Here is a 21,455-nt window from a genome sequence, read left to right as displayed (position 1 = left end):
AGCTTGCGAGGTTAGGGGACGGGCGGGGAGGGATGTGCGGCCGTGCAGGCGTCGATCTGGGCCTGGACAATCCCGCCGTAGTAGGCCACCAGCTCGTCAAAGTCCCAGCCGTCGAAGAGTCCGAGGGTCCGCACGGTTTCGCCAAACCCTGTCATCAGCGCGGTGACCGTCGAGGCATAGCGGCGGTCCGGCGTCGCATCCCCGATCAGCTTTGCGATGCTGCCGAGGTAGCGTTCGCGCAATTCGTTCCGTGCCGCGTCTGGGTCCGGGGCATCGTGAACATTGATCGGAATGATGGCCCAGGGTTCCTGCATGCCCCGTTCCCGCCGCATCAGCACCCGGAAGACCAGGGCGCCGCCGAGTTCGGATGGCGGGACGGTCAGTTCGGTGAGCAGCGACTCATCCGGCTGCACCGCCGCGAACAGCTTGGCCTTGGAGATGAACAGTTTCATCACCAGGGCAGCCGAAACCCCGGCCTCCGCAGCGATGTCGCGGACCGTCACCGCCCGGTAGCCCCGTTCGCCGAACAGCCGCCCGGCTGCGGTGAGGATGGACTCCTGGCTGGGGCTGCTCATGCTCGCACCGGCTCCCCGCCGGTCCGTTCTGCGCTGGTCTGTCCGGCGCCGGTCCCTTCGGGAAGGTGTTCGGCTGTAAGGTCCACGGTCACGGACCGGTTGTCGACGGCGAGCTTCCGCGCCACGGCTTGATGAGTCACGGGATGAAGCATAGTCACTATGTAGCGTCCGGTGGCGGGCAGCGGAAGTGTGTACACGCCGTCGTCGTCCGTCCTGGCGGTGTCCACATGCTCGCCGGTGGCGTGCAGCAGCGTCACCACGGCGCCGGCCACGGGCTCGCGGCCAATGGCCGCCCGGCCGCTGATTGCGAGCCGCTCGTGCAGGAGGAAGTTCTGCCTCAGCGTGCGGCCGTCGAAATCGAAGACCTCGGCCATCGGCGCCCAGCCCGCCGCGTTGGCCACCACCAGGTACTTCCCGGCGCCCGGCAGCGCCACGGAATAGTTGCCGTCGGTGTCCACGCGGCTCCAGTCGACCCGCTCGCCCTCCGTCTGGAGGACGGTGACGACGGCGGGCGTGAGCGGGCGGTGGTCTGGTGCCAGGACGCGCCCCTGCACCACCAGCTCTGCCGACGCCGGCGCGGCGGGGCGGTGGGTGGTGATGCGCGGAATGAAGATGGCGGCGAGGGCGGAGGCGGCGGACGCCAGCGCGGCCATCCAGAACACATCCCTGAAGGCATCGAACGAGGGCAGCCGGGCGGCGCCGAGCGGAATGGTGACAGAGGTGAGCACGGCGGCGACGGCGGCGCTGGACGTCGACGTGCCAATGGAGCGGACCAGGCTGTTCAGACCGTTGGCGGAGGCGGTCTCCGTGATCGGGACGGCACCCATGATCAGCGTTGGCATGGCGGCGTAGGCGATGGCCGTGCCGACGCTCACCACCGTGGAGCCGATGATCACCCACGTGATGGAGTCGTAGAAGAACACCCGGCCCACGTACCCCACGATCATCACGGCCGCGCCGGTCATCAGGGCGGACCTGCCCCCGAAGCGCCGGATGATGCCGCCGGACACCGGGGCGAACACCACCATGGCCAGTCCGGACGGCACCATGCAGAGGCCAGCGGTGATGACGTTCAGTTCAAAGCCGTAGCCGGTGGCGCGGGGGAGCTGAAGCTGCTGGGTGGTCAGGAGCATGTTGGCGAACATGGCGAAACCGATCAGCAGCGACGCGAGGTTGGTCATCAGGACAGGCCGCCGCGCCGTGGTGCGAAGATCCACCATGGGCTGGCCCACCCTGAGTTCGTAGGGAATCCAGATGGCCAGCAGCAGCGCCGCCGCGAGGAACAGCAGGAGCACAGGTTCCGAGCCCCAGCCCCAGGCGCCGCCCTTGGAAATGGCCAGCAGCAGCGATCCCAGTGCGGCGGAGAGCACAAGAGCGCCCGCGTAGTCGAAGCGGCCGGGAGTGCGCACCTTGGATTCCGGGACCACGAGTACAACCGCCAGCAGCAGCAGCGTGCCGGCGGCCGCGGAAACCCAGAAGATCGACGTCCAGCCGAGGCTCTCATAGAGGAGGCCGGCCAGGGGCAGGCCCATGGCGCTGCCGATGCCCAGGGTGGCGCTCATGAGTGCCACCGCGGAGCCCATCTTTTCCTTGGGCAGTTCATCGCGCATGATGCTGATGCCCACCGGGATCAGTGATGCGGAGAACCCTTGGAGCGCCCGTCCGATAATCAGCCACAGGAAGGTCCCGCCCAGGGCAGCCATGACCGAACCGGCCACCATGATGGCCAGGCAGATGACCATCATCTTCCGCTTGCCGTACATGTCGGCGCTGCGGGACACGATCGGGGTGGCGACGGCGCTGGCGAGGAGCGTCGCTGTCACCAGCCAGGATGCGTCGTCAGGAGTGACCGACAGAATCCGCGGAAAGTCGGGCAGCAGCGGCACCACCAGGGTCTGCATGAGCGCCACAAGCGTGCCGCTGAGCGCCAGGACCGTGGTGATGGCGGACGGGCTGCGGGTCGGTTTCGGGGTGGGGGGTGCTGTCATGTGCGGCAGGCCTTTGCGGGGAGAGGTCCCGTGTAGAGGGTGAACGGGCGTTTACTCCTTCGAGTGAACCACTGTTCACCGTTGGCTGGCAAGGCGCCGGGCAGTTATTCTGGCCACTCGGAACGATTACGTGACACAAACCTTTCGTAATCTCGGAAAGGGTAGGCTAGCCTTACTTAGGTTCGCTTCATTCACCTAAGGAGTTCCGTGACTTCCCCCTTCTTCCCCGGCCGGGAGGCCGTTGCCGGCGGCGCTGGCGCCGTTGGCACCACGCGCCGTTCCCTGCTCAGGACCGCCGGCAAGGCCACCGCCGTCCTCGCCGCCGCGGCACTTTCCCTGACCGCCTGCTCCACCGGGCCGGCCTCCACCGCCTCGGGGGCCAGCGCTGCATCATCCGCCAGCGCACAGTTCCCGGTGACCATCAAGCACGTCTTTGGCGAAACCACCATCAAGGACCAGCCCAAGCGCGTTGTCACGGTCTCCTGGGTCAACGACGACGTTGCCATTGCACTGGGCGTGGTTCCGGTGGGCGTGCCCAAGAACGAGTGGGGCGGCAACGGCAAGGGCTCCACACCTTGGAAGGACGCCGCGCTGGAGAAGCTCGGCGCGGGCTTTGGCTCGGACAAGGCGCCGGTCCAGTTCTCTGAGGCCGACGGCATCAACTTCACGGAAATCGCCAAGCTCAACCCGGACGTCATCCTGGCCGCCTACTCCGGCCTGACGGAAGAGGACTACAAGAAGCTCAGCGAGATCGCGCCTGTGGTTGCGCATCCCGAGCTGGCCTACGGCACCTCCTGGCAGGACTCCACGAGCATCATCGGCAAGGCGCTGGGCAAGGAAGCCGAGGCCACGAAGCTGATCGCCGACACCGAGGCCACCATCAAGGACAAGGTCTCCGCCTACCCGCAGCTCGCAGGCAAGAGCTTCATCTACGGAAACCTCGAGCCGGCCAAGAGCGACGGCGTGAACGTATACACCGCCAACGACAACCGGCCGCGCTTCCTCAGTGAGATCGGCATGAAGCTCGCCCCGGTGGTGGAGGAGAACTCGAAAGGATCCAAGGAGTTCTTCATCCAGTGGTCAGCGGAGAAGGCCAACGAGCTCGAGTCCGACATTTTCGTGACCTGGGTTCCGGACTCCAAAACCACCGATTCCATCAAGGCGGATCCGCTGCTGGGCCAGATCCCGGCCATCAAGAACGGCGCCATGGTCGCGGACTCGGACAACACGCTCACCCTGTCCATCTCGGCCTCCTCGCCGCTGAGCCTGCCGTGGTCGCTGGACACGTTCCTGCCGCAGCTGGCGAGCGCAGCGGATAAAGCCACTGACGCGGCCTAAACCCAGGTCCAGTAGGCAACTTCTCATGACTCCGAGCACGACGCCGGCCCCCGCCGCCCAGCGCGAACGTACACTTGGGGCCCCTGTGGCCGCAGCAGTAGGGCCGCAAGTGTCCGTTCGCGCCCAGCCTCCTCGCAGGGTCTCCGGGCCGCGCACCGCATGGCTGCTGGGCGCCGTCGTCGTGCTGGTTGTTGTCTGTTGCGCCTCACTTGCCGTCGGCGCACGGGGCCTGTCCCTCGACACCGTGTGGCAGGCCCTGGCCCAGTTCGACCCGGCGGACGGCGACCACGCCGTGGTGCACGCCCGGATCCCGCGGACCGTCCTGGGTCTGCTCGCCGGTGCGGCGCTGGGCATGGCCGGTGCCGCCATGCAGGGCGTGGCACGCAACCCGCTGGCAGACCCGGGCATCATCGGCGTCAACGCCGGCGCCGCCCTGGCCGTGGTCACCGGAATCTACGTCTTCGGCATCTCCTCGCTGACCGGCTACATCTGGTTCGCCTTCATCGGCGCGGCGGCTGCCGCCGTCGTTGTGTACCTCATTGCCTCCATGGGCCGGGATGGCGCGACGCCGGTCAAGCTCGCCCTGGCGGGCGCCGCCATGAGCGCGGGGCTGTTCTCCCTAATGAACGTCATCCTGGTCTCCAGCCAGGACACCTGGGACCGCTTCCGGTTCTGGCAGGTGGGCGGCATCGCGGGCCGCGACTGGTCCATGGTGCTGCCCGGCCTGCCGTTCCTCATCGTGGGGGCACTGATCGTGCTCCTGGCCGGAAGGGTCCTCAACAGCCTGGCGCTCGGCGACGACGTCGCCCGCGGCCTGGGCCAGAACGTCGGCCTGGCGCGGGCGGTCACCGCGCTGGGCATAGTCCTGCTGTGCGGGTCGGCGACGGCGCTCGCCGGCCCCATAGGGTTCGTGGGCCTCGTTGTCCCGCACGCCGTCCGCTCCCTGACCGGTCCCGACTACCGCTGGATCCTGCCGTTTTCCGCCGTGCTCGCACCCGCGCTGCTGCTCGTGTCCGACGTCGTGGGCCGCGTGATCCTGCTTCCCGGCGAGGTCCCGGCCGGCATCATGACCGCCCTGATCGGCGCGCCGGTCTTCGTCTGGCTGGTCCGCCGCGGCAAGGGGGCAGGCCTGTGACTCCGAACCCGCCCACCCCCATGCGCGAACGGGCACTTGGGGCCCCCACCCCCATGCGCGAACGGGCAGATAATGCCCTCCAAACCCCGGAAACAGGGCATTATCTGCCCGTTCGCGCTTCGAACCGGACGGTGCTAAACCGCCGCCTGCTGAACCGGACGGCGGTACTGGCCGCCGGCGTCGTGCTTCTGTTGGCCGCCAGTATCCTGCTGGGCAGCTACACGGTGACCATCCCCGACTTCTTCAAAATCCTCACTGCCCACTTCACCGGCGGCGAGAAGATCCCCGGCGCCAGCTTCATCGTGATGGAAGCCAAGCTGCCGCGGGCGGTCATCGGCACACTGATCGGCCTGGCCTTCGGGCTCTCGGGCGCGCTGTTCCAGACCATGCTCCGCAATCCGCTGGCCAGCCCGGACGTGATCGGCATCAGCTACGGCGCCAGCGCGGCCGCGGTGCTGGCCATCGTGGTTTTCGGCGCCTCCGGTGCTGCGGTGTCCGGCGCTGCTCTCGGCGGTGCTATGGCCGTGGCGGCACTGATCTACGGCATTTCCCGCAGCGGATCCCTGGGCCTCGGCAGCGGCAGCCGCGGGAATGCCGCCGGTAGCCGCCTCATCCTCGCCGGCGTCGGTATTGCCGCCGCGCTGCACGCCATGGTCAGTTTCCTCATGACCCGGGCGGACATCCGCACCGCCGCGGAGGCGCTGATCTGGATCAACGGCTCGCTCAACTCCGCCAGCTGGGACCGTGCGGGCGTGCTGGCCCTGACCCTCATGGTCCTGGTTCCGGTTGCGGCCCTGCTTGCCGCGCCGCTGCGCATCCTCGAATTGGGGGACGACGCCGCAGCGGGACTCGGTGTCCGTGTGGGTGTCACCCGGCTGGGTCTGGTGCTCACCGCCGTCGCGCTGGCCGCAGTGGCGACGGCAGCTGCCGGGCCGGTGGCGTTCGTCGCCTTCCTGGCCGGCCCCATCGCGCGCCGCTTCACCGGGCGCTCCAGCCTCCCTGCGTCGGCCCTGGTGGGCGCCCTGATCGTCCTGGTGGCGGACTACTTCGCCGCCAATATCGCCCCGCTGCTGCTGGACGGCACCGTCCTGCCCGTCGGCGTCGTCACCGGCGCCCTCGGTGCCCCGTTCCTGCTGTGGCTCCTGGTCACGTCCAACCGAAAGGATGCCTGATGGCTGTTCTGCAAGCCCGGGACCTCACGCTGCAGTACGAGCAGCGCCGGGTCGTGGAAAACCTCACGGCGGAGATCCCCGAGGGCAGGGTGACCATGATCGTGGGCGCCAACGCCTGCGGAAAATCAACGCTCCTGCGCGGCCTGTCCCGGCTCCTGAAACCTGCCGGCGGCACGGTCACCCTCGACGGCAAGGACATCCACTCGCGCCCGGCGCGCGAGCTGGCCCGCACGCTCGGCCTGCTGCCGCAGCATCCGACGGCGCCGGACGGCATTACCGTCCGTGACCTGGTGGGCCGCGGGCGGTACCCGCACCAGGGCCTCTTCCGCAGCTGGTCGGAGAAGGACGACGCCGCGGTGCAGCGCGCGCTGGAAGCCACCGAAACGCTGGAGCTCGCCGGGCGGAATGTCGATGAACTCTCCGGCGGACAGCGCCAGCGGGCGTGGATCGCCATGGCGCTCGCCCAGGAAACGGACGTGCTGCTGCTCGACGAGCCCACCACCTACCTTGACCTGGCGCACCAGGTTGAGGTGCTGGACCTGCTCACCGACCTCAACCGCCAGCGCGGCACCACCGTGGCGATCGTGCTGCACGACCTCAACCTCGCGGCGCGTTACGCCGACCATGTCATCGCCCTGAAGGCCGGTCAGATCGTGGCCGAGGGCGCATCTAGCGGCGTAATTACGGAGGAACTGGTCCGGAATGTCTTCGGACTGGACTCCCGGGTGGTCCCGGATCCGGTGTCCGGCACCCCGCTGATCATCCCCCTCGGCAGGCACCACGCCGACCCAAAAGTTCGGACCACGACCCTGGAGATGGCCTCATGAACGCAGTACAGGACAGTTCAGCCCGCACCTCCATCGCGGGCCGTCCCGGCCTAGCCACCGAGCCGATGACCCTGGCGTTTGATGTCACCGTCTCGGCCATGCAGGAGCTGAGCCCGAACTTCCGGCGCGTGACGTTCGGCGGCTACTCGCTGCGCAACTTCGGTGTCCACGGGGACAGCCTGGACCTGCGCATCAAACTCATGATCCCGTCGTTGGCGCCGGACGGCAGCCGGCTTCCGCTGCCGGTGTTCCGGATGGAGGAGAGCGGCTGGTACCAGGAGTGGCTGGCCATGGATCCGGCCACCCGCGGCTGCATGCGGACCTATACCGTCCGGCAGGCCAGGCTGGACGCCGTGTACCCGGAGATCGACGTCGACTTCGTGATGCATTTCGACGCCGACGGCAACGGCGGTCCCGCGGCGAACTGGGCGCTGACGGCCAAGCCGGGCGACGCCCTCACCCTGATCGGGCCGAACAACCGGGCGGCGCACTGCGTCACCGCGGAAACGTATTCGGGCATCGAATGGCGGCCGGGCCTAGCCGGGCGTGTGCTTCTGGCCGGCGATGAGACGGCTGTCCCCGCGATCAGCGCCGTACTCGAAAGCCTGCCGGACTACATGACCGGGCACGCGTTCCTGGAGGTTCCGGAGGCCGGTGACTTCCTGGACCTGGAGACGGCGGCCGACGTCGAAATCACCTGGCTGGCACGCGGCGCCTCGATCGGCAGGTCCCGGCCGCACGGCGAACTCCTTCAGGAAGCGGTCAGGGCGGCCGTCCCCGTGCCGGGCTGGGTGGGCATCAAGTCTGCCGAAGCCGCCGGCCCGGAGCCCGACGACGTGAACGTTGACCAGGAAATCCTCTGGGAAACCCCTGCCCGCCTCGATACCGCCGCGGTCAGCGCCACGAAGAACCCCGACAAGCCCGCGGGTGCCCTGCCGTTCTACGCGTGGATCGCCGGCGAGGCGGGTGTCATCAAGGACATGCGGCGCTACCTGGTCCGCGACGTCGGGATCGACCGGAAGCAGGTGGCTTTCATGGGCTACTGGCGGCAGGGAAAGGCCGAGCTCTGACCCCGGACGCTTCCTCAGCTTTCGTCGCCTGACCCCGGACGCTTCCTCAGCTTTCGTCGCCTGACCCCGGACGCTTCCTCAGCTTTCGTCGCCTGACCCCGGACGCTTCCTCAGCTTTCGTCGCCTGACCCCGGACGCTTCCTCAGCTGCCAGGGAAAATGTGGCGTTCATCTACGGTTTCCCCGGGTGTCGCTCCATGTGTGTAGCTTGTCGGGGTGAGTGTCTCTCCATTGCTTCCGGACCGTGGCCGGCGGCGGGTGTTCGTTGCCCTAGGGGATTCCTTCACCGAAGGCGTGGGCGACCGGAGTTCCCGGATGCCGAACGGCGTGCGCGGCTGGGCGGACCGCGTGGCGGAGAAGCTGGCGAAGGCAGAACCCGGCTGGCATTACGCCAACCTGGCGATCAGGAGCAAGCGGCTGCGCCACATCGTGGATGAGCAGCTGGAGCAGGCGCTGGCCATGGAGCCCACGCTCATCACCCTCTATGCCGGCGGCAACGACATCCTGGACTTCGGAACGGACATCAATGTCCTTATGGCGCAGTACGAAGCCCTCGTCGCCAGGCTGGCTGCGACCGGCGCCACTCTGGTTCTGTTCACTGGTTTCGACGTCAAAGTGTCCGCCGTGCTGGAGCCCTTGAAGAAGCGGAACGCCGTGTACAACCAGCGGGTGCGTGAACTTGCAGCCAAATACGGGGCCGTCCTGGTGGACTACTGGTGCTTTGAGGCCTTCCATGACAGCCGGATGTGGGATGCGGATCGGCTGCACATGTCCAAGGCAGGCCACAAATACCTGGCGGCGCAGGTCCTCGACCACCTGGGCGTGCCGCACAAGATCAGCCTCAAGGAGTGGGAGCCCCCGGCCAGGATGACCCTCCGCGACTGGGAACGGCGGCAGCGGCGCTGGGTGAACGACTGGGTGTTTCCCCTTTTCGGAAGGAAGCTCCGCGGCGTCACGCTGGGTGACAACCTCAGCCCGCGATGGCCCCGGCCTGTGAAAGTTCCGCGCAAAGGCGGCCTGAAGAAGCTGGTGGACCAGTAGGGCTCCTCCCGATTAGCGGCTTGACTGGTGCCCCTGTAATCAACCGTTGACTTGTGTGCAACATCACAGCTAGTGTTGCGGCACTGACTTCATTCCCTGCACCGTGCTGGAACGCAACGGCATCGAGGCCCTGGTGGACCTTGGCGGGCTGGGTACGGCACGGGTTGTAGACCGCGGAGTCCAAGGCGAAAACTATGCCGTCTCCATCCGGCCGGAGCACCTCAAATTCCGCTCGGCAGGTGAAGGCGGCAACGGCGGCGCGGCAACGTTGGACCCGCATTCCGCCTGTTGAGGCCCCGGGCAGCGCGTCCGGGGCCTCAAAGGTGGGCTAGTTCTGCTGCCCGAGCTAGTCCAGCAGGTTCTCGAACCCCGGCGCAGTGCGGTTTGCGGCGAACTCCATGACGTCGAAGTCGGCTATGCCGTGCACGTTGAACGGGTCCTTGGCCAAGGACCCGTCGAGTGTGGGACGGTCGGCCTTGGAGAGAAGCACGCCTCCCGTGCGCGGAACCTTGCGCCCGGCGGCGATGAAGACGCCTTCGTCAAAGGCACCCTTCAGCCAGTCCACGTGGGCATCCAGGTGCTGGTCCACGATCTCTTGGGCAACTTTGTAGGTCAGGGAAACTACGTACATGACGGCCAGCCTACCGCCAGAGCCTTGGCCGCCCGGCGACTCGCCGCCGCCGGAACCGGCCTTGAACCGTCAAGCGTCAGTTCTCCTAGGATGGAGTAATGACCGAACCGCGCTGGCTCAACGCCAATGAACGCCGGGCATGGCTTGCCCTGCTGAGCATCAACACCATGCTGCCCGCGTCGCTTGATACCCAGCTGCATGCCGCCGGCAAGGTGTCGCTGTTCGACTACAACGTGCTGGCGATGCTCTCCGAGGCCGACGGGCGCTTCCTGCCGATGAGCGAGCTGGCGGCACGGACCAGCGCCTCCCTGTCCCGGCTCTCCCATGTGGTCACCAAGCTCCAGAACCGCGGCTGGGTGGAACGCCGGCCACATCCCGGCGATGCCCGCGTCACCACCGCACACCTCACCGAAGAGGGCATGTCCACCATCGTGGAGCTGGCGCCCGGCCACGTCGAATCCGTGCGCTCGCTGTTTCTCGATGCCCTGACAGAGCGTGATGTTGCGGACCTCGCCCGCATCGGCGAAAAGATTGTGGCCCGCCTGGACGGCAATCACTGGATTCTCCGCGAGCGGCAGCAGTAGCAGCACCCAGGCAACACCTGCACCGCGGAGCTGTCTTGGTTGCTCCCGGCAACGGGTGGCAGACTTGCTCCCATGGATTTCACGGCCCGCTACGTCGCCCTCGGAGATTCCTTCACAGAGGGCGTGGGCGACGACGACCCGACGCGGCCCAACGGGGTCCGCGGCTGGGCTGACCGGGTGGCGGAGCAGCTGGCCGCGGCTGACCCCTGCTTCGGCTACGCCAACCTCGCCATCCGCGGCCGCAAGCTGCGGCAGATCCTGGACGAGCAGGTGGACGCCGCCATCGCGCTCAATCCCACGCTGGTGACCCTCTACGCGGGCGCCAACGACATTCTCCGGCCCAAGATCGACATCGACGACCTGCTCGCGGACTACGAAAAAGCCGTGGGGAAGCTCGCGGCCGCGGGCGCCACCGTGGTGCTGTTCACGGGCTTCGACGCGCGGGGCTCGAAGGTCTTCGGCACCATGAGGGGGCGTACGGCCATCTACAACGAACTGGTGCGTGGCATCGCCGGGGACCACGGAGCCCTGCTGGTGGACTACTGGCGCTTCAACGAATACTACGACTGGGGCATGTGGGCGAAGGACCGGATGCACATGTCCGCCGCCGGCCACGCCAACATGGCCAAGCGCGTCCTGACGGTCCTCGAACACGAGCACTCCATCGAGGTTCCGCCGATGACCCCCGTCCCGGAGCTCAGCAAGGCGGAGGCGCTAAGGGCTAACGCCCGCTGGGTCCGGGAATTTGCCGCGCCGTGGGTGGTCCGGCGGGTCACGGGCAAGTCCTCCGGCGACAACCTCCGGCCCAGGTACGCCCAGCTCTCCCGGCTCTAGCGGGCGGGCCCGCCGCCCGATTCGATCCCGGTGCGAGCCGAAACTACCGCCGGAACCCACCCGTCGCCAGCAGCCCGCCATTTGCACCTACGGCCAGCGCCTCGATGTCCCACATGGCGGTGCCGCGGTTGAGCATGGGGACCCCGCCGGCCACGATCGCGGTTGCCAGCACATCGGCGGTGACCACATCCGCTGCGGCCACGGAGACCTGCCGGAATTCCGCGGCTCCGGCCGTGACGCTCCAGATATGATCCCCGCGTTCAGCGGAACCGGAGGTGGCCAGCGCCGCCCGGGTCCCCCCGTCGGCCGTCTTTCCCCCCAGCGGGAAACCGGCCAGCAGGGTCCTCCGGTCCGCCGGATCGACAATCCCCGCCCGCCAGGGCACATCGGTGCCGGGATTGGGGGAGCCGCTGACAAGCACGTCCCCGCCGGCGTTTAGGCACCAGTTGGCCATCCCGAGCGCCACCAGCGACATGCCGGCTTCCCTGATGGCGTGCCCCTTGACGATTCCGGAGAGATCCAGCGCCCCGTCCGGACGTTCCGGCGTGAACGCACCCTCCGTGAGGAGCCTCCACTCGGCCGCCTCCTCATATAGCGCCCGCATTTCCGCGGAAGCCTCCGGCAGCGCGAGTTCGCCGCGCACCAGCCTGCTCGCCTCCGAACCGGGGCGGTAGAGGCTGAAGATGCTGTCCAGTTCAGTGAAAAGGCGTTCGACGACGGCGGTCGCCGCTTCCAGCTCATCAGCCGCAGCCTGGGGTGCTTTGTGCGCGTCCGCGGGGACAGTCAGGCTGATGACGGTCCCCATGCAGGTAAAAGTCCGGGCCCGGAGGCGGTGGGTGGTCTCAGAGGTTTGCTGCATCAAGGGCCGCCTGGAGGGAGGTGAGGTAGGCGTCGCTGGTCACGGTCGCGCCACCCACGGTCTGAACGTTGGCGGACTGTGCTTGGAGCACTTCGCTGCGAAGAATGGGGGCGGCGTAATTGCTGATCTGCACGGACCGGCCCTCGGCGTCGGTGAGTTTCAGCGCCGTGACGTCGGTGATCTGCCCGGCCTTTACGGTGATCTGGACCTGCACGGTGCCGAATCGGGTCTGGACCGCATCGCCGTCGTAAGTGCCGCCGGCCTTGGCCGCCGCACCGGCGGCGCCAGCGGCTCCCGCCGCGCCGGATGCGCCCGTCGCTCCCAAGCTGCCTGTCGTCCCGGACGATGTTGATGATCCGGTGCCGCTGTTGTCCGTGGTTCCCGCCTCCGAAGCCTGATTTCCCGTTGCTGCGGCCGCAACCGCGCTGCGTGTATCGGCCACATGGACACCTGATTGCCAGCCGACCAGGAGGATGCCGGCCGAAGCCAAGGCGGCTGAAACTGCAGCTCTGATTCTCACCAGTCGAACCTTTCGTGATGGAGCTGATCTTCATGGACGCCAGCGGCGCGGGCAGCCTTCAGGACGCTGCCCGCCCACCGTGAGGGCCCGCATACATAGACGTCGGCGTGGGCGATTTCCGGAACGTAGTCCTCCAGCGAGTACCCGGCGCGGTGCTCGGCGGCCGGAAGCCAGCTGTCAGGTGAGCCGGGGTCCCGTCCGCCGGTCAGGTGGAACAGGGTGGCGCCGCGCTGCCGGCACAGTTCGAGAATTTCCTCGCCCAGGTAGAGCTCCTGGTTGCTGTGCCCGCGGAGCAGAACCGTCGCCTGGCCGGGGGCGAAAGGGGTGTTCTCCAGGAGGGCCCGCAACGGCGTAATACCGATGCCGGCGCCGATCATCACCACACGGTCCTTGCTGCGCGCGGCTGAACTGAAGAGTCCGTACGGCCCTTCTACGGCGACCTTCGTTCCGCGCCGCAGCCTCAGCAGTTGCGCCGATCCCCGGCCGAGATCACGAACCGTGATCCGCACTCTCCCGTGCCCATCAGGCCCGGTCCGCATCGGCTCCGCAGACAGGCTGAACGGATGCGGATGCCACCACAGCCCCGGGGCGAGGAAGCGCCAGATGAAGAACCGCCCGCCGTTGCCGGCCAGCGAACCTAGCTGCAGGCCGCTCATTTCGATGTTGACCACCCCTGGGGCCACAGAGGTGACGCGCTCAACTGTGAGTTGATGCCTGAAGGTTGCCCGCACAGGCTGGATGATCCGGTAGTACAGCAGGGCGGCCCCTGTGGCGATGCAGATGGCCAGCCAGTACCAGCGCTGCCAGGTGCCCACGGCGAACAGCCCGCCCACGCTGAACTGATGCGGCAGCGAGGCGAGCACCGCAGCATAGGTGAGCAGGTGCACGGCGTACCAGAATTCGTACGGGAAGCGCCGGCGGACCGCCACCAGGGACGTGACAACAACCGCGATGAAGAGTGCCAGGGAGATGAACGCGAGCCACATGTCGGGCACCAGCACCCAGAGCGCCGCAGCTTCGCTGACCGGGTCGAGCCCTTCTGCCATGCCGTAGCCCACCGCGATGAGGAGGCCGTGGGCCAGCAGCAGGTACAGCGAGGGTTTCCCCAGCTTCCGGTGAAACTCCAGCGCCCGGTCATGCCCCACCGCGCTGTCGATGAACGGGATCCTGGCGGCCAGCAGCAGCATGAGCAGCACGAGGTCCATGCCGGCAAGGCCGGCAACAATGCCCAGCGCCGTGATCATTCCGGCCGGCGAGGACGACGCCGCCAGGCCGCCGTCGGCAAGCCAAAGCGCAACCGAAGCGGCCAACGAGGACCAGGCCGTCACGGCCAGGGCATCGGCGCGGAGGAGCCTGCGCCGGTGCTGGCCGGCGAAGCGGCCGGTCTCCCGAACCGGAGCAGGCCCGTGGGCCGGACGCGTCGGGGTGCCGGTCCCGGGGGAGGGCAAGAGCTGTGTGTTCATGGCTCCAGATTCCGCCCCGAGTCTTTGACTTTGCTGTGAGGAGCCTTCTTTACGGATATGTCTTGGGAGGGAGGCCCGCTCGAGGGAGGCCCTCTCGACGGCGGGACGGCGGGACGGCCGGAGGGCCGCCGGTCCACGGGGCCCCATACACCGTTTGCCCGCCGGATTGGTCTTTAATTCGCGTGTCTCGTAGACTTGGTTGGCGCTAGGTGGCGCGGAGCGTGTGCAATTGCTCCGGTTTGCGGTGGCTGTTGGCAGTATTGACAGTCCCGGGGGCCGGTAGTTAGGGGCTCAAGTTGCGTGCATTCCTGTATTCGCCCAGTATCCCGGCACTTCGCAGTGGCTTCCATTGCCAAGTGTTCGTGGCTCATCGTATTCCGCCGCAGTAAACCCGGTTCGCCGGTGTTGAAACGCGCGGACGCCTGAGGCTGGATGCGGACGCCGCCTGCCGCACGGTGAAGCAGAACTCTGCCAGCCGTTTCATTCATTTTTTCAGAGGAGAGTCGTCATGGCAGCACACTGCCAGGTGACCGGAGCCGAGCCGGGCTTTGGACACAGCATTTCGCACTCGCACCGCCGCAACAAGCGCCGGTTCGACCCGAACATCCAGAAGAAGCGCTACTGGGTTCCGTCCCTGCGCCGCAATGTCACTCTGCAGGTCTCTGCAAAGGGCATCAAGACCATCGACGTACGCGGCATTGACGTTGTCGTCGCCGACATCCTGGCACGAGGAGTGAAGCTCTAGTGGCAAAGGACAAGGACGTACGTCCGATCATCAAGCTCAAGTCGACCGCGGGCACGGGTTACACCTACGTAACCCGCAAGAACCGTCGTAACGATCCGGACCGCCTGGTCCTGAAGAAGTACGACCCCAAGATCCGCCAGCACGTCGAATTCCGAGAGGAGCGCTAAACACATGGCTAAGAAGTCCAAGATTGCTCGCAACGAGCAGCGCAAGGTCATCGTTGAGCGTTACGCTGCTAAGCGCCTCGAGCTGAAGAAGACCCTGGTTGACCCGAACGCGACTGACGAAGCACGCGAAGCTGCACGCCTCGGCCTGCAGAAGCTGCCCCGCAACGCCTCCCCGATCCGTCTGCGTAACCGCGACATCATCGACGGCCGTCCGCGCGGTACCTTCCAGAAGTTTGGTATCTCCCGTGTTCGCTTCCGCGACATGGCTCACCGCGGCGAGCTCCCGGGCATCACCAAGTCTTCCTGGTAATCCAGCACCGCTGATTCCAGCTGCTTGAGGAGGGCCGGCAACCATATGGTTGCCGGCCCTCCTTTGCGTTAGTGGCTCTTTTTTGCGTGGGGCCCGGGCGTGATGGAGCGCACAGGATCGAATTACGACGTCGGTCCCTCTTTTTCGGCGGTTGGAACCTGTTTTCCCCGGAATGACGGGTTCTCCGATGCCATCGGAGCTGGTTTGCATACGCGCTCCTGGGCCTGTAAAGTATTTCGAGTCGCCGCCGCTGAAGCGGAAAAATAGCGACCGACCCCTTTCAAACAGCCTGAAAAATGGTGCACTAAGCAGTGTGCCGCAGACGGGCCGGGGACCTCCCTGCAAGCGAAATTCGCGGAAACGCTGATTTGCAAAGCTTCGCCGGACCGGGTAAGTTTGAAAAGTTGCTCCGGAGCGATCCTGAACGTTGGTTTGGGTGGTGCCGGGTGTGTCTGTTGTTTGAGAACTCAATAGTGTGCCAAGTTTGTTGATACCGATTTTTTATTAAATTGGTTGAATTTGCCGGGCTGCCCACCCCCGTGGTGTGGCCTGGTGTTTTTGGCTGGTTTCAAATTTTGTGCAGCCTTCGTTCCTGTTATTTCCGGGGGTGTTGGTTGTGTCTGTTTTTCTTCAACGGAGAGTTTGATCCTGGCTCAGGATGAACGCTGGCGGCGTGCTTAACACATGCAAGTCGAACGATGATCCGGTGCTTGCATCGGGGATTAGTGGCGAACGGGTGAGTAACACGTGAGTAACCTGCCCTTGACTCTGGGATAAGCCTGGGAAACTGGGTCTAATACCGGATATGACTCCTCATCGCATGGTGGGGGGTGGAAAGCTTTTGTGGTTTTGGATGGACTCGCGGCCTATCAGCTTGTTGGTGAGGTAATGGCTCACCAAGGCGACGACGGGTAGCCGGCCTGAGAGGGTGACCGGCCACACTGGGACTGAGACACGGCCCAGACTCCTACGGGAGGCAGCAGTGGGGAATATTGCACAATGGGCGAAAGCCTGATGCAGCGACGCCGCGTGAGGGATGACGGCCTTCGGGTTGTAAACCTCTTTCAGTAGGGAAGAAGCGAAAGTGACGGTACCTGCAGAAGAAGCGCCGGCTAACTACGTGCCAGCAGCCGCGGTAATACGTAGGGCGCAAGCGTTATCCGGAATTATTGGGCGTAAAGAGCTCGTAGGCGGTTTGTCGCGTCTGCCGTGAAAGTCCGGGGCTCAACTCCGGATCTGCGGTGGGTACGGGCAGACTAGAGTGATGTAGGGGAGACTGGAATTCCTGGTGTAGCGGTGAAATGCGCAGATATCAGGAGGAACACCGATGGCGAAGGCAGGTCTCTGGGCATTAACTGACGCTGAGGAGCGAAAGCATGGGGAGCGAACAGGATTAGATACCCTGGTAGTCCATGCCGTAAACGTTGGGCACTAGGTGTGGGGGACATTCCACGTTTTCCGCGCCGTAGCTAACGCATTAAGTGCCCCGCCTGGGGAGTACGGCCGCAAGGCTAAAACTCAAAGGAATTGACGGGGGCCCGCACAAGCGGCGGAGCATGCGGATTAATTCGATGCAACGCGAAGAACCTTACCAAGGCTTGACATGGACCGGACCGCCGCAGAAATGTGGTTTCTCCTTTTGGGGCCGGTTCACAGGTGGTGCATGGTTGTCGTCAGCTCGTGTCGTGAGATGTTGGGTTAAGTCCCGCAACGAGCGCAACCCTCGTTCCATGTTGCCAGCACGTAGTGGTGGGGACTCATGGGAGACTGCCGGGGTCAACTCGGAGGAAGGTGGGGACGACGTCAAATCATCATGCCCCTTATGTCTTGGGCTTCACGCATGCTACAATGGCCGGTACAAAGGGTTGCGATACTGTGAGGTGGAGCTAATCCCAAAAAGCCGGTCTCAGTTCGGATTGGGGTCTGCAACTCGACCCCATGAAGTCGGAGTCGCTAGTAATCGCAGATCAGCAACGCTGCGGTGAATACGTTCCCGGGCCTTGTACACACCGCCCGTCAAGTCACGAAAGTTGGTAACACCCGAAGCCGGTGGCCTAACCCCTTGTGGGAGGGAGCCGTCGAAGGTGGGACTGGCGATTGGGACTAAGTCGTAACAAGGTAGCCGTACCGGAAGGTGCGGCTGGATCACCTCCTTTCTAAGGAGCACCTACAGTTCCCTTGCCCCGTGTATGCGGGTGTGGGGGGGGTTGTCAGGAGTAAAGGCCCGTTGCGCAGGCGATTGTTCTGCGGCGGGTGCTCATGGGTGGAATATCAGCAAATAGCGGCTGCATGGTTTTTGTCCTGGTTCAGTACGGATGGTGTGCCCCTTGTGGGTGGCTGTCCTGGAACGGCGGGGGCGGGGGTTGTGTGGTTTTGTGTTTGGCACACTGTTGGGTCCTGAGGCAACAGGGCCGGGGGAGGGGTGGTTTTGGCTGCCTGTTTTCCGGGACTTGTGTTTCTGGTTTCCTGGCTGCACCGATCGCACGGTTGACCTTTTGGGGTTGTGTGTGGGGTGTGTGGTACGGGGTTGTTGTTTGAGAACTACATAGTGGACGCGAGCATCTTTTATAAGAAGCAATTTCCAAGAATATGAACCTGGATCTGGCCGTGCATCTTTCGGGGTGTGGGGTTGGTTTCCGTGGTTCTCTCGAAAGTGTTTTTTGATCTTTTGTGGTCAAGTTTTTAAGAGCACACGGTGGATGCCTTGGCATTAGGAGCCGAAGAAGGACGTAGGAATCTGCGATAAGCCTGGGGGAGTCGATAACCGGACTGTGATCCCAGGGTGTCCGAATGGGGAAACCCCGCCAGACGCGCGAGTGATCTGGTGACCCGCATCTGAACACATAGGGTGCGTGGAGGGAACGCGGGGAAGTGAAACATCTCAGTACCCGCAGGAAGAGAAAACAACAGTGATTCCGTTAGTAGTGGCGAGCGAACGCGGATCAGGCTAAACCGACCCATGTGTGATAGCCGGCGGGCGTTGCATGGGCGGGGTTGTGGGACTTGTTGTCCTGGTTCTGCCGGACCGGGGAGGTGTGAGTGCTGGTATAGGTGAACGGTCTTGAAAGGCCGGCCGTAGAGGGTGTGAGCCCCGTAACCGTAATGCTGTGCGCCGCCTTTGATGAGTATCCCAAGTAGCACGGGGCCCGAGAAATCCCGTGTGAATCTGTCAGGACCACCTGATAAGCCTAAATACTCCCTAATGACCGATAGCGGACCAGTACCGTGAGGGAAAGGTGAAAAGTACCCCGGGAGGGGAGTGAAACAGTACCTGAAACCGTGTGCTTACAATCCGTCGGAGCAGCCTTGTAGCTGTGACGGCGTGCCTTTTGAAGAATGAGCCTGCGAGTTAGTGTTACGTCGCGAGGTTAACCCGTGTGGGGAAGCCGTAGCGAAAGCGAGTCTGAACAGGGCGTTGCAGTGGCGTGATCTAGACCCGAAGCGAAGTGATCTACCCATGGCCAGGTTGAAGCGACGGTAAGACGTCGTGGAGGACCGAACCCACTTCAGTTGAAAATGGAGGGGATGAGCTGTGGGTAGGGGTGAAAGGCCAATCAAACTTCGTGATAGCTGGTTCTCCCCGAAATGCATTTAGGTGCAGCGTTGCGTGTTTCTTACCGGAGGTAGAGCTACTGGATGGCTAATGGGCCCTACAAGGTTACTGACGTCAGCCAAACTCCGAATGCCGGTAAGTGAGAGCGCAGCAGTGAGACTGTGGGGGATAAGCTTCATAGTCGAGAGGGAAACAGCCCAGACCACCAACTAAGGCCCCTAAGCGTGTGCTAAGTGGGAAAGGATGTGGAGTTGCGAAGACAACCAGGAGGTTGGCTTAGAAGCAGCCATCCTTAAAAGAGTGCGTAATAGCTCACTGGTCAAGTGATTCCGCGCCGACAATGTAGCGGGGCTCAAGTACACCGCCGAAGTTGTGGCATTCACATATTTTCCAAGCCTTTGTGGTTCAGGAGTGTGGATGGGTAGGGGAGCGTCGTGTGGGCGGTGAAGTCGCGGTGTAAACCAGCGGTGGAGCCTACACGAGTGAGAATGCAGGCATGAGTAGCGAAAGACGGGTGAGAAACCCGTCCGCCGGATGATCAAGGGTTCCAGGGTCAAGCTAATCTGCCCTGGGTAAGTCGGGACCTAAGGCGAGGCCGACAGGCGTAGTCGATGGACAACGGGTTGATATTCCCGTACCGGCGAAAAACCGCCCATGTTGAACAGGGGATACTAACCGCCCGAGACCTGACCAATCACCCTTGTGGTGTGCGGTTTTTGGTGGAGCGCGGGACCTGATCCTGGGAGGCAAGCGTATTAACAGGTGTGACGCAGGAAGGTAGCCGAGCCGGGCGATGGTTGTCCCGGTCCAAGGATGTAGGGCGAACGGTAGGCAAATCCGCTGTTCATGTGCCTGAGATCTGACGGGACTCCCGTAAAGGGGGGATTCGGTGATCCTATGCTGCCTAGAAAAGCATCGGCGCGAGGTTTTAGCCGCCCGTACCCCAAACCGACACAGGTGATCAGGTAGAGAATACTAAGGCGATCGAGAGAATTATGGTTAAGGAACTCGGCAAAATGCCCCCGTAACTTCGGGAGAAGGGGGGCCCCAACCTTGAACGGTACTAGCGACCGGGAGGGGATCGGGGCCGCAGAGACCAGGGGGAAGCGACTGTTTACTAAAAACACAGGTCCGTGCGAAGTCGCAAGACGATGTATACGGACTGACTCCTGCCCGGTGCTGGAAGGTTAAGAGGACCGGTTAGTCCGCAAGGGCGAAGCTGAGAATTTAAGCCCCAGTAAACGGCGGTGGTAACTATAACCATCCTAAGGTAGCGAAATTCCTTGTCGGGTAAGTTCCGACCTGCACGAATGGAGTAACGACTTCCCCGCTGTCTCAACCATAAACTCGGCGAAATTGCAGTACGAGTAAAGATGCTCGTTACGCGCAGCAGGACGGAAAGACCCCGAGACCTTTACTATAGTTTGGTATTGGTGTTCGGAGTGGCTTGTGTAGGATAGGTGGGAGACGTTGAAGCCCGGACGCCAGTTCGGGTGGAGTCATCGTTGAAATACCACTCTGGTCACTTTGGACATCTAACTTCGGCCCGTAATCCGGGTCAGGGACAGTGCCTGATGGGTAGTTTAACTGGGGCGGTTGCCTCCTAAAAAGTAACGGAGGCGCCCAAAGGTTCCCTCAGCCTGGTTGGCAATCAGGTGTCGAGTGTAAGTGCACAAGGGAGCTTGACTGTGAGAGAGACATCTCGAGCAGGGACGAAAGTCGGGACTAGTGATCCGGCGGTACATTGTGGAATGGCCGTCGCTCAACGGATAAAAGGTACCTCGGGGATAACAGGCTGATCTTGCCCAAGAGTCCATATCGACGGCATGGTTTGGCACCTCGATGTCGGCTCGTCGCATCCTGGGGCTGGAGTAGGTCCCAAGGGTTGGGCTGTTCGCCCATTAAAGCGGTACGCGAGCTGGGTTTAGAACGTCGTGAGACAGTTCGGTCCCTATCCGCTGCGCGCGCAGGAAATTTGAGAAGGGCTGTCCTTAGTACGAGAGGACCGGGACGGACGAACCTCTGGTGTGTCAGTTGTACTGCCAAGTGCACCGCTGATTAGCTACGTTCGGATGGGATAACCGCTGAAAGCATCTAAGCGGGAAGCTCGCTTCGAGATGAGATTTCCATACACCTTGTGTGTGAGAGGCCCCCAGCCAGACCACTGGGTTGATAGGCCGGATGTGGAAGCGAGGACTAACGACTCGTGAAGCTGACCGGTACTAATAGGCCGATAACTTACACCACACACCATCCCGCAAACGGATTCAAAAGCGTTTGCAACCAGGGATGGTAAAAAGATAACAAGACTGCTTGCGTCCACTATGTGGTTCCCAACCAACAAACCCGTTGCTTGAGAACCGATAAAATTGAATAACAACACCACACCTGCCTCACCAGGCAGGAAGGTTGTAACCACAAAGATTTCCCCGTCACGGCCCGGCCGCGGCGGAGGAGCAAGGGTTACGGCGGTCATAGCGTGGGGGAAACGCCCGGTCCCATTCCGAACCCGGAAGCTAAGACCCACAGCGCCGATGGTACTGCACCCGGGAGGGTGTGGGAGAGTAGGTCACCGCCGGACAACCATTAGAAAAACGGTCGAGAGCCCCAACCAGCCATGGTCGGGGCTCTCCCGCATTTAAGC

The 21,455-nt window shown here is 63.9% G+C and carries 18 protein-coding genes and 3 rRNA genes; 15 read left to right on the top strand and 6 right to left on the bottom strand.

The genetic code is table 11. The features are described 5' to 3' along the window. Nucleotides 1-11 precede the first annotated feature (11 nt). Together QFZ23_RS00105 and QFZ23_RS00100 are read right to left on the bottom strand one after the other, a co-directional pair. Entirely contained in the window at nt 12-575 is a 564-nt protein-coding gene (locus QFZ23_RS00105; protein ID WP_306919946.1) for a TetR/AcrR family transcriptional regulator, read from the bottom strand. After that, nucleotides 572-2,563: an MFS transporter gene (locus QFZ23_RS00100; RefSeq protein WP_306919945.1), complete on the bottom strand. Its 1,992-nt coding sequence runs from the start codon at nt 2,561-2,563 to the stop codon at nt 572-574. The genes QFZ23_RS00105 and QFZ23_RS00100 overlap by 4 nt, the downstream gene beginning before the upstream one ends. A 207-nt stretch (nt 2,564-2,770) precedes the next feature. Between QFZ23_RS00100 and QFZ23_RS00095 the strand changes: the two genes are divergently transcribed. The 7 genes from QFZ23_RS00095 to QFZ23_RS00065 all read left to right on the top strand — a co-directional run bounded on the left by QFZ23_RS00095 (nt 2,771) and on the right by QFZ23_RS00065 (nt 9,437). Continuing rightward, nucleotides 2,771-3,901: an iron-siderophore ABC transporter substrate-binding protein gene (locus QFZ23_RS00095; RefSeq protein ID WP_373427829.1), complete on the top strand. Its 1,131-nt coding sequence runs from the start codon at nt 2,771-2,773 to the stop codon at nt 3,899-3,901. Between the two features lie 25 nt (nt 3,902-3,926). Next, nucleotides 3,927-5,036, top strand: coding sequence for a FecCD family ABC transporter permease (locus tag QFZ23_RS00090; RefSeq protein ID WP_306919944.1), 1,110 nt, complete (start codon nt 3,927-3,929; stop codon nt 5,034-5,036). A 53-nt stretch (nt 5,037-5,089) separates the two neighbouring features. Next, nucleotides 5,090-6,208, top strand: a complete 1,119-nt coding sequence (locus tag QFZ23_RS00085) for a FecCD family ABC transporter permease (protein ID WP_373427916.1) — start codon at nt 5,090-5,092, stop codon at nt 6,206-6,208. Then, nucleotides 6,208-7,035 (top strand): ABC transporter ATP-binding protein, encoded by an 828-nt coding sequence (locus QFZ23_RS00080; protein WP_306919942.1) that lies wholly within the window; start codon nt 6,208-6,210, stop codon nt 7,033-7,035. Before QFZ23_RS00085 ends, QFZ23_RS00080 begins: the two co-directional genes overlap by 1 nt. After that, nucleotides 7,032-8,105: a siderophore-interacting protein gene (locus QFZ23_RS00075; protein WP_373427828.1), complete on the top strand. Its 1,074-nt coding sequence runs from the start codon at nt 7,032-7,034 to the stop codon at nt 8,103-8,105. Before QFZ23_RS00080 ends, QFZ23_RS00075 begins: the two co-directional genes overlap by 4 nt. Before the next feature lie 215 nt (nt 8,106-8,320). Beyond that, on the top strand, nt 8,321-9,145 hold the full coding sequence (locus tag QFZ23_RS00070; RefSeq protein ID WP_306919941.1) for an SGNH/GDSL hydrolase family protein: 825 nt from the start codon (nt 8,321-8,323) through the stop codon (nt 9,143-9,145). Nucleotides 9,146-9,248: 103 nt separating this feature from the next. Further along, entirely contained in the window at nt 9,249-9,437 is a 189-nt protein-coding gene (locus tag QFZ23_RS00065; RefSeq protein WP_306919940.1) for a hypothetical protein, read from the top strand. A gap of 54 nt (nt 9,438-9,491) precedes the next feature. Here QFZ23_RS00065 and QFZ23_RS00060 read toward each other — a convergent pair whose 3' ends face one another. Then, a complete protein-coding gene (locus QFZ23_RS00060; protein ID WP_306919939.1) occupies nt 9,492-9,776 on the bottom strand; it encodes a YciI family protein in 285 nt (94 codons plus the stop codon). A gap of 98 nt (nt 9,777-9,874) precedes the next feature. Between QFZ23_RS00060 and QFZ23_RS00055 the strand changes: the two genes are divergently transcribed. Beyond that, nucleotides 9,875-10,360 carry a MarR family winged helix-turn-helix transcriptional regulator gene (locus tag QFZ23_RS00055; protein WP_306919938.1) on the top strand — a complete coding sequence of 162 codons (486 nt, stop codon included), beginning with the start codon at nt 9,875-9,877 and terminating at the stop codon, nt 10,358-10,360. 72 nt (nt 10,361-10,432) lie between these two features. After that, nucleotides 10,433-11,194 (top strand): SGNH/GDSL hydrolase family protein, encoded by a 762-nt coding sequence (locus QFZ23_RS00050; RefSeq protein ID WP_306919937.1) that lies wholly within the window; start codon nt 10,433-10,435, stop codon nt 11,192-11,194. 43 nt (nt 11,195-11,237) lie between these two features. Here QFZ23_RS00050 and QFZ23_RS00045 read toward each other — a convergent pair whose 3' ends face one another. From QFZ23_RS00045 to QFZ23_RS00035, 3 genes are read right to left on the bottom strand one after another with little or no spacing between them, the layout of a single operon-like run. Beyond that, nucleotides 11,238-11,999: an FAD:protein FMN transferase gene (locus tag QFZ23_RS00045; protein WP_306919936.1), complete on the bottom strand. Its 762-nt coding sequence runs from the start codon at nt 11,997-11,999 to the stop codon at nt 11,238-11,240. A gap of 37 nt (nt 12,000-12,036) precedes the next feature. After that, a complete protein-coding gene (locus QFZ23_RS00040; RefSeq protein ID WP_306919935.1) occupies nt 12,037-12,573 on the bottom strand; it encodes an FMN-binding protein in 537 nt (178 codons plus the stop codon). Continuing rightward, complete coding sequence (locus tag QFZ23_RS00035) at nt 12,570-14,036, bottom strand: ferredoxin reductase family protein (protein WP_306919934.1); 1,467 nt, start codon at nt 14,034-14,036, stop codon at nt 12,570-12,572. The genes QFZ23_RS00040 and QFZ23_RS00035 overlap by 4 nt, the downstream gene beginning before the upstream one ends. A gap of 508 nt (nt 14,037-14,544) precedes the next feature. On the opposite strand from QFZ23_RS00035, the gene rpmB reads away from it, so the two are divergent. The 6 genes from rpmB to rrf all read left to right on the top strand — a co-directional run bounded on the left by rpmB (nt 14,545) and on the right by rrf (nt 21,392). Continuing rightward, the gene (rpmB, locus tag QFZ23_RS00030) at nt 14,545-14,781 is read left to right on the top strand and encodes a 50S ribosomal protein L28 (RefSeq protein ID WP_003798559.1); all 237 of its coding nucleotides are present in this window, start codon (nt 14,545-14,547) and stop codon (nt 14,779-14,781) included. Next, the gene (rpmG, locus tag QFZ23_RS00025) at nt 14,781-14,948 is read left to right on the top strand and encodes a 50S ribosomal protein L33 (RefSeq protein ID WP_003798558.1); all 168 of its coding nucleotides are present in this window, start codon (nt 14,781-14,783) and stop codon (nt 14,946-14,948) included. The genes rpmB and rpmG overlap by 1 nt, the downstream gene beginning before the upstream one ends. 4 nt (nt 14,949-14,952) lie before the next feature. Next, the gene (rpsN, locus tag QFZ23_RS00020; protein WP_003798555.1) at nt 14,953-15,258 is read left to right on the top strand and encodes a 30S ribosomal protein S14; all 306 of its coding nucleotides are present in this window, start codon (nt 14,953-14,955) and stop codon (nt 15,256-15,258) included. A gap of 630 nt (nt 15,259-15,888) precedes the next feature. Then, nucleotides 15,889-17,414: ribosomal RNA gene (locus QFZ23_RS00015) — 16S ribosomal RNA — on the top strand. A 516-nt stretch (nt 17,415-17,930) separates the two neighbouring features. After that, nucleotides 17,931-21,058 (top strand): 23S ribosomal RNA (locus QFZ23_RS00010). 217 nt (nt 21,059-21,275) lie between these two features. Next, nucleotides 21,276-21,392: ribosomal RNA gene (gene rrf, locus QFZ23_RS00005) — 5S ribosomal RNA — on the top strand. The 16S, 23S and 5S rRNA genes sit together here, the layout of an rRNA operon. Nucleotides 21,393-21,455: the final 63 nt, after the last annotated feature.

The sequence above is a fragment of the Arthrobacter globiformis genome (assembly GCF_030818015.1).
Taxonomy (GTDB): Bacteria; Actinomycetota; Actinomycetes; order Actinomycetales; family Micrococcaceae; genus Arthrobacter; species Arthrobacter globiformis_C.
Note: the sequence above shows the minus strand (reverse complement) of the source record. Positions and strands in the feature narration are given on the sequence as shown.

Coding starts and splice junctions, on each gene's coding strand:
- rpsN (WP_003798555.1), top strand. CDS start 14,953: ATGGCTAAGAAGTCCAAGATTGCTCGCAACGAGCAGCGCAAGGTCATC.
- QFZ23_RS00045 (WP_306919936.1), bottom strand. CDS start 11,999: ATGGGGACCGTCATCAGCCTGACTGTCCCCGCGGACGCGCACAAAGCA.
- QFZ23_RS00100 (WP_306919945.1), bottom strand. CDS start 2,563: ATGACAGCACCCCCCACCCCGAAACCGACCCGCAGCCCGTCCGCCATC.
- QFZ23_RS00060 (WP_306919939.1), bottom strand. CDS start 9,776: ATGTACGTAGTTTCCCTGACCTACAAAGTTGCCCAAGAGATCGTGGAC.
- QFZ23_RS00075 (WP_373427828.1), top strand. CDS start 7,032: ATGAACGCAGTACAGGACAGTTCAGCCCGCACCTCCATCGCGGGCCGT.
- QFZ23_RS00085 (WP_373427916.1), top strand. CDS start 5,090: ATGCGCGAACGGGCAGATAATGCCCTCCAAACCCCGGAAACAGGGCAT.
- QFZ23_RS00055 (WP_306919938.1), top strand. CDS start 9,875: ATGACCGAACCGCGCTGGCTCAACGCCAATGAACGCCGGGCATGGCTT.
- QFZ23_RS00090 (WP_306919944.1), top strand. CDS start 3,927: ATGACTCCGAGCACGACGCCGGCCCCCGCCGCCCAGCGCGAACGTACA.
- QFZ23_RS00035 (WP_306919934.1), bottom strand. CDS start 14,036: ATGAACACACAGCTCTTGCCCTCCCCCGGGACCGGCACCCCGACGCGT.
- rpmB (WP_003798559.1), top strand. CDS start 14,545: ATGGCAGCACACTGCCAGGTGACCGGAGCCGAGCCGGGCTTTGGACAC.
- QFZ23_RS00050 (WP_306919937.1), top strand. CDS start 10,433: ATGGATTTCACGGCCCGCTACGTCGCCCTCGGAGATTCCTTCACAGAG.
- QFZ23_RS00105 (WP_306919946.1), bottom strand. CDS start 575: ATGAGCAGCCCCAGCCAGGAGTCCATCCTCACCGCAGCCGGGCGGCTG.
- QFZ23_RS00080 (WP_306919942.1), top strand. CDS start 6,208: ATGGCTGTTCTGCAAGCCCGGGACCTCACGCTGCAGTACGAGCAGCGC.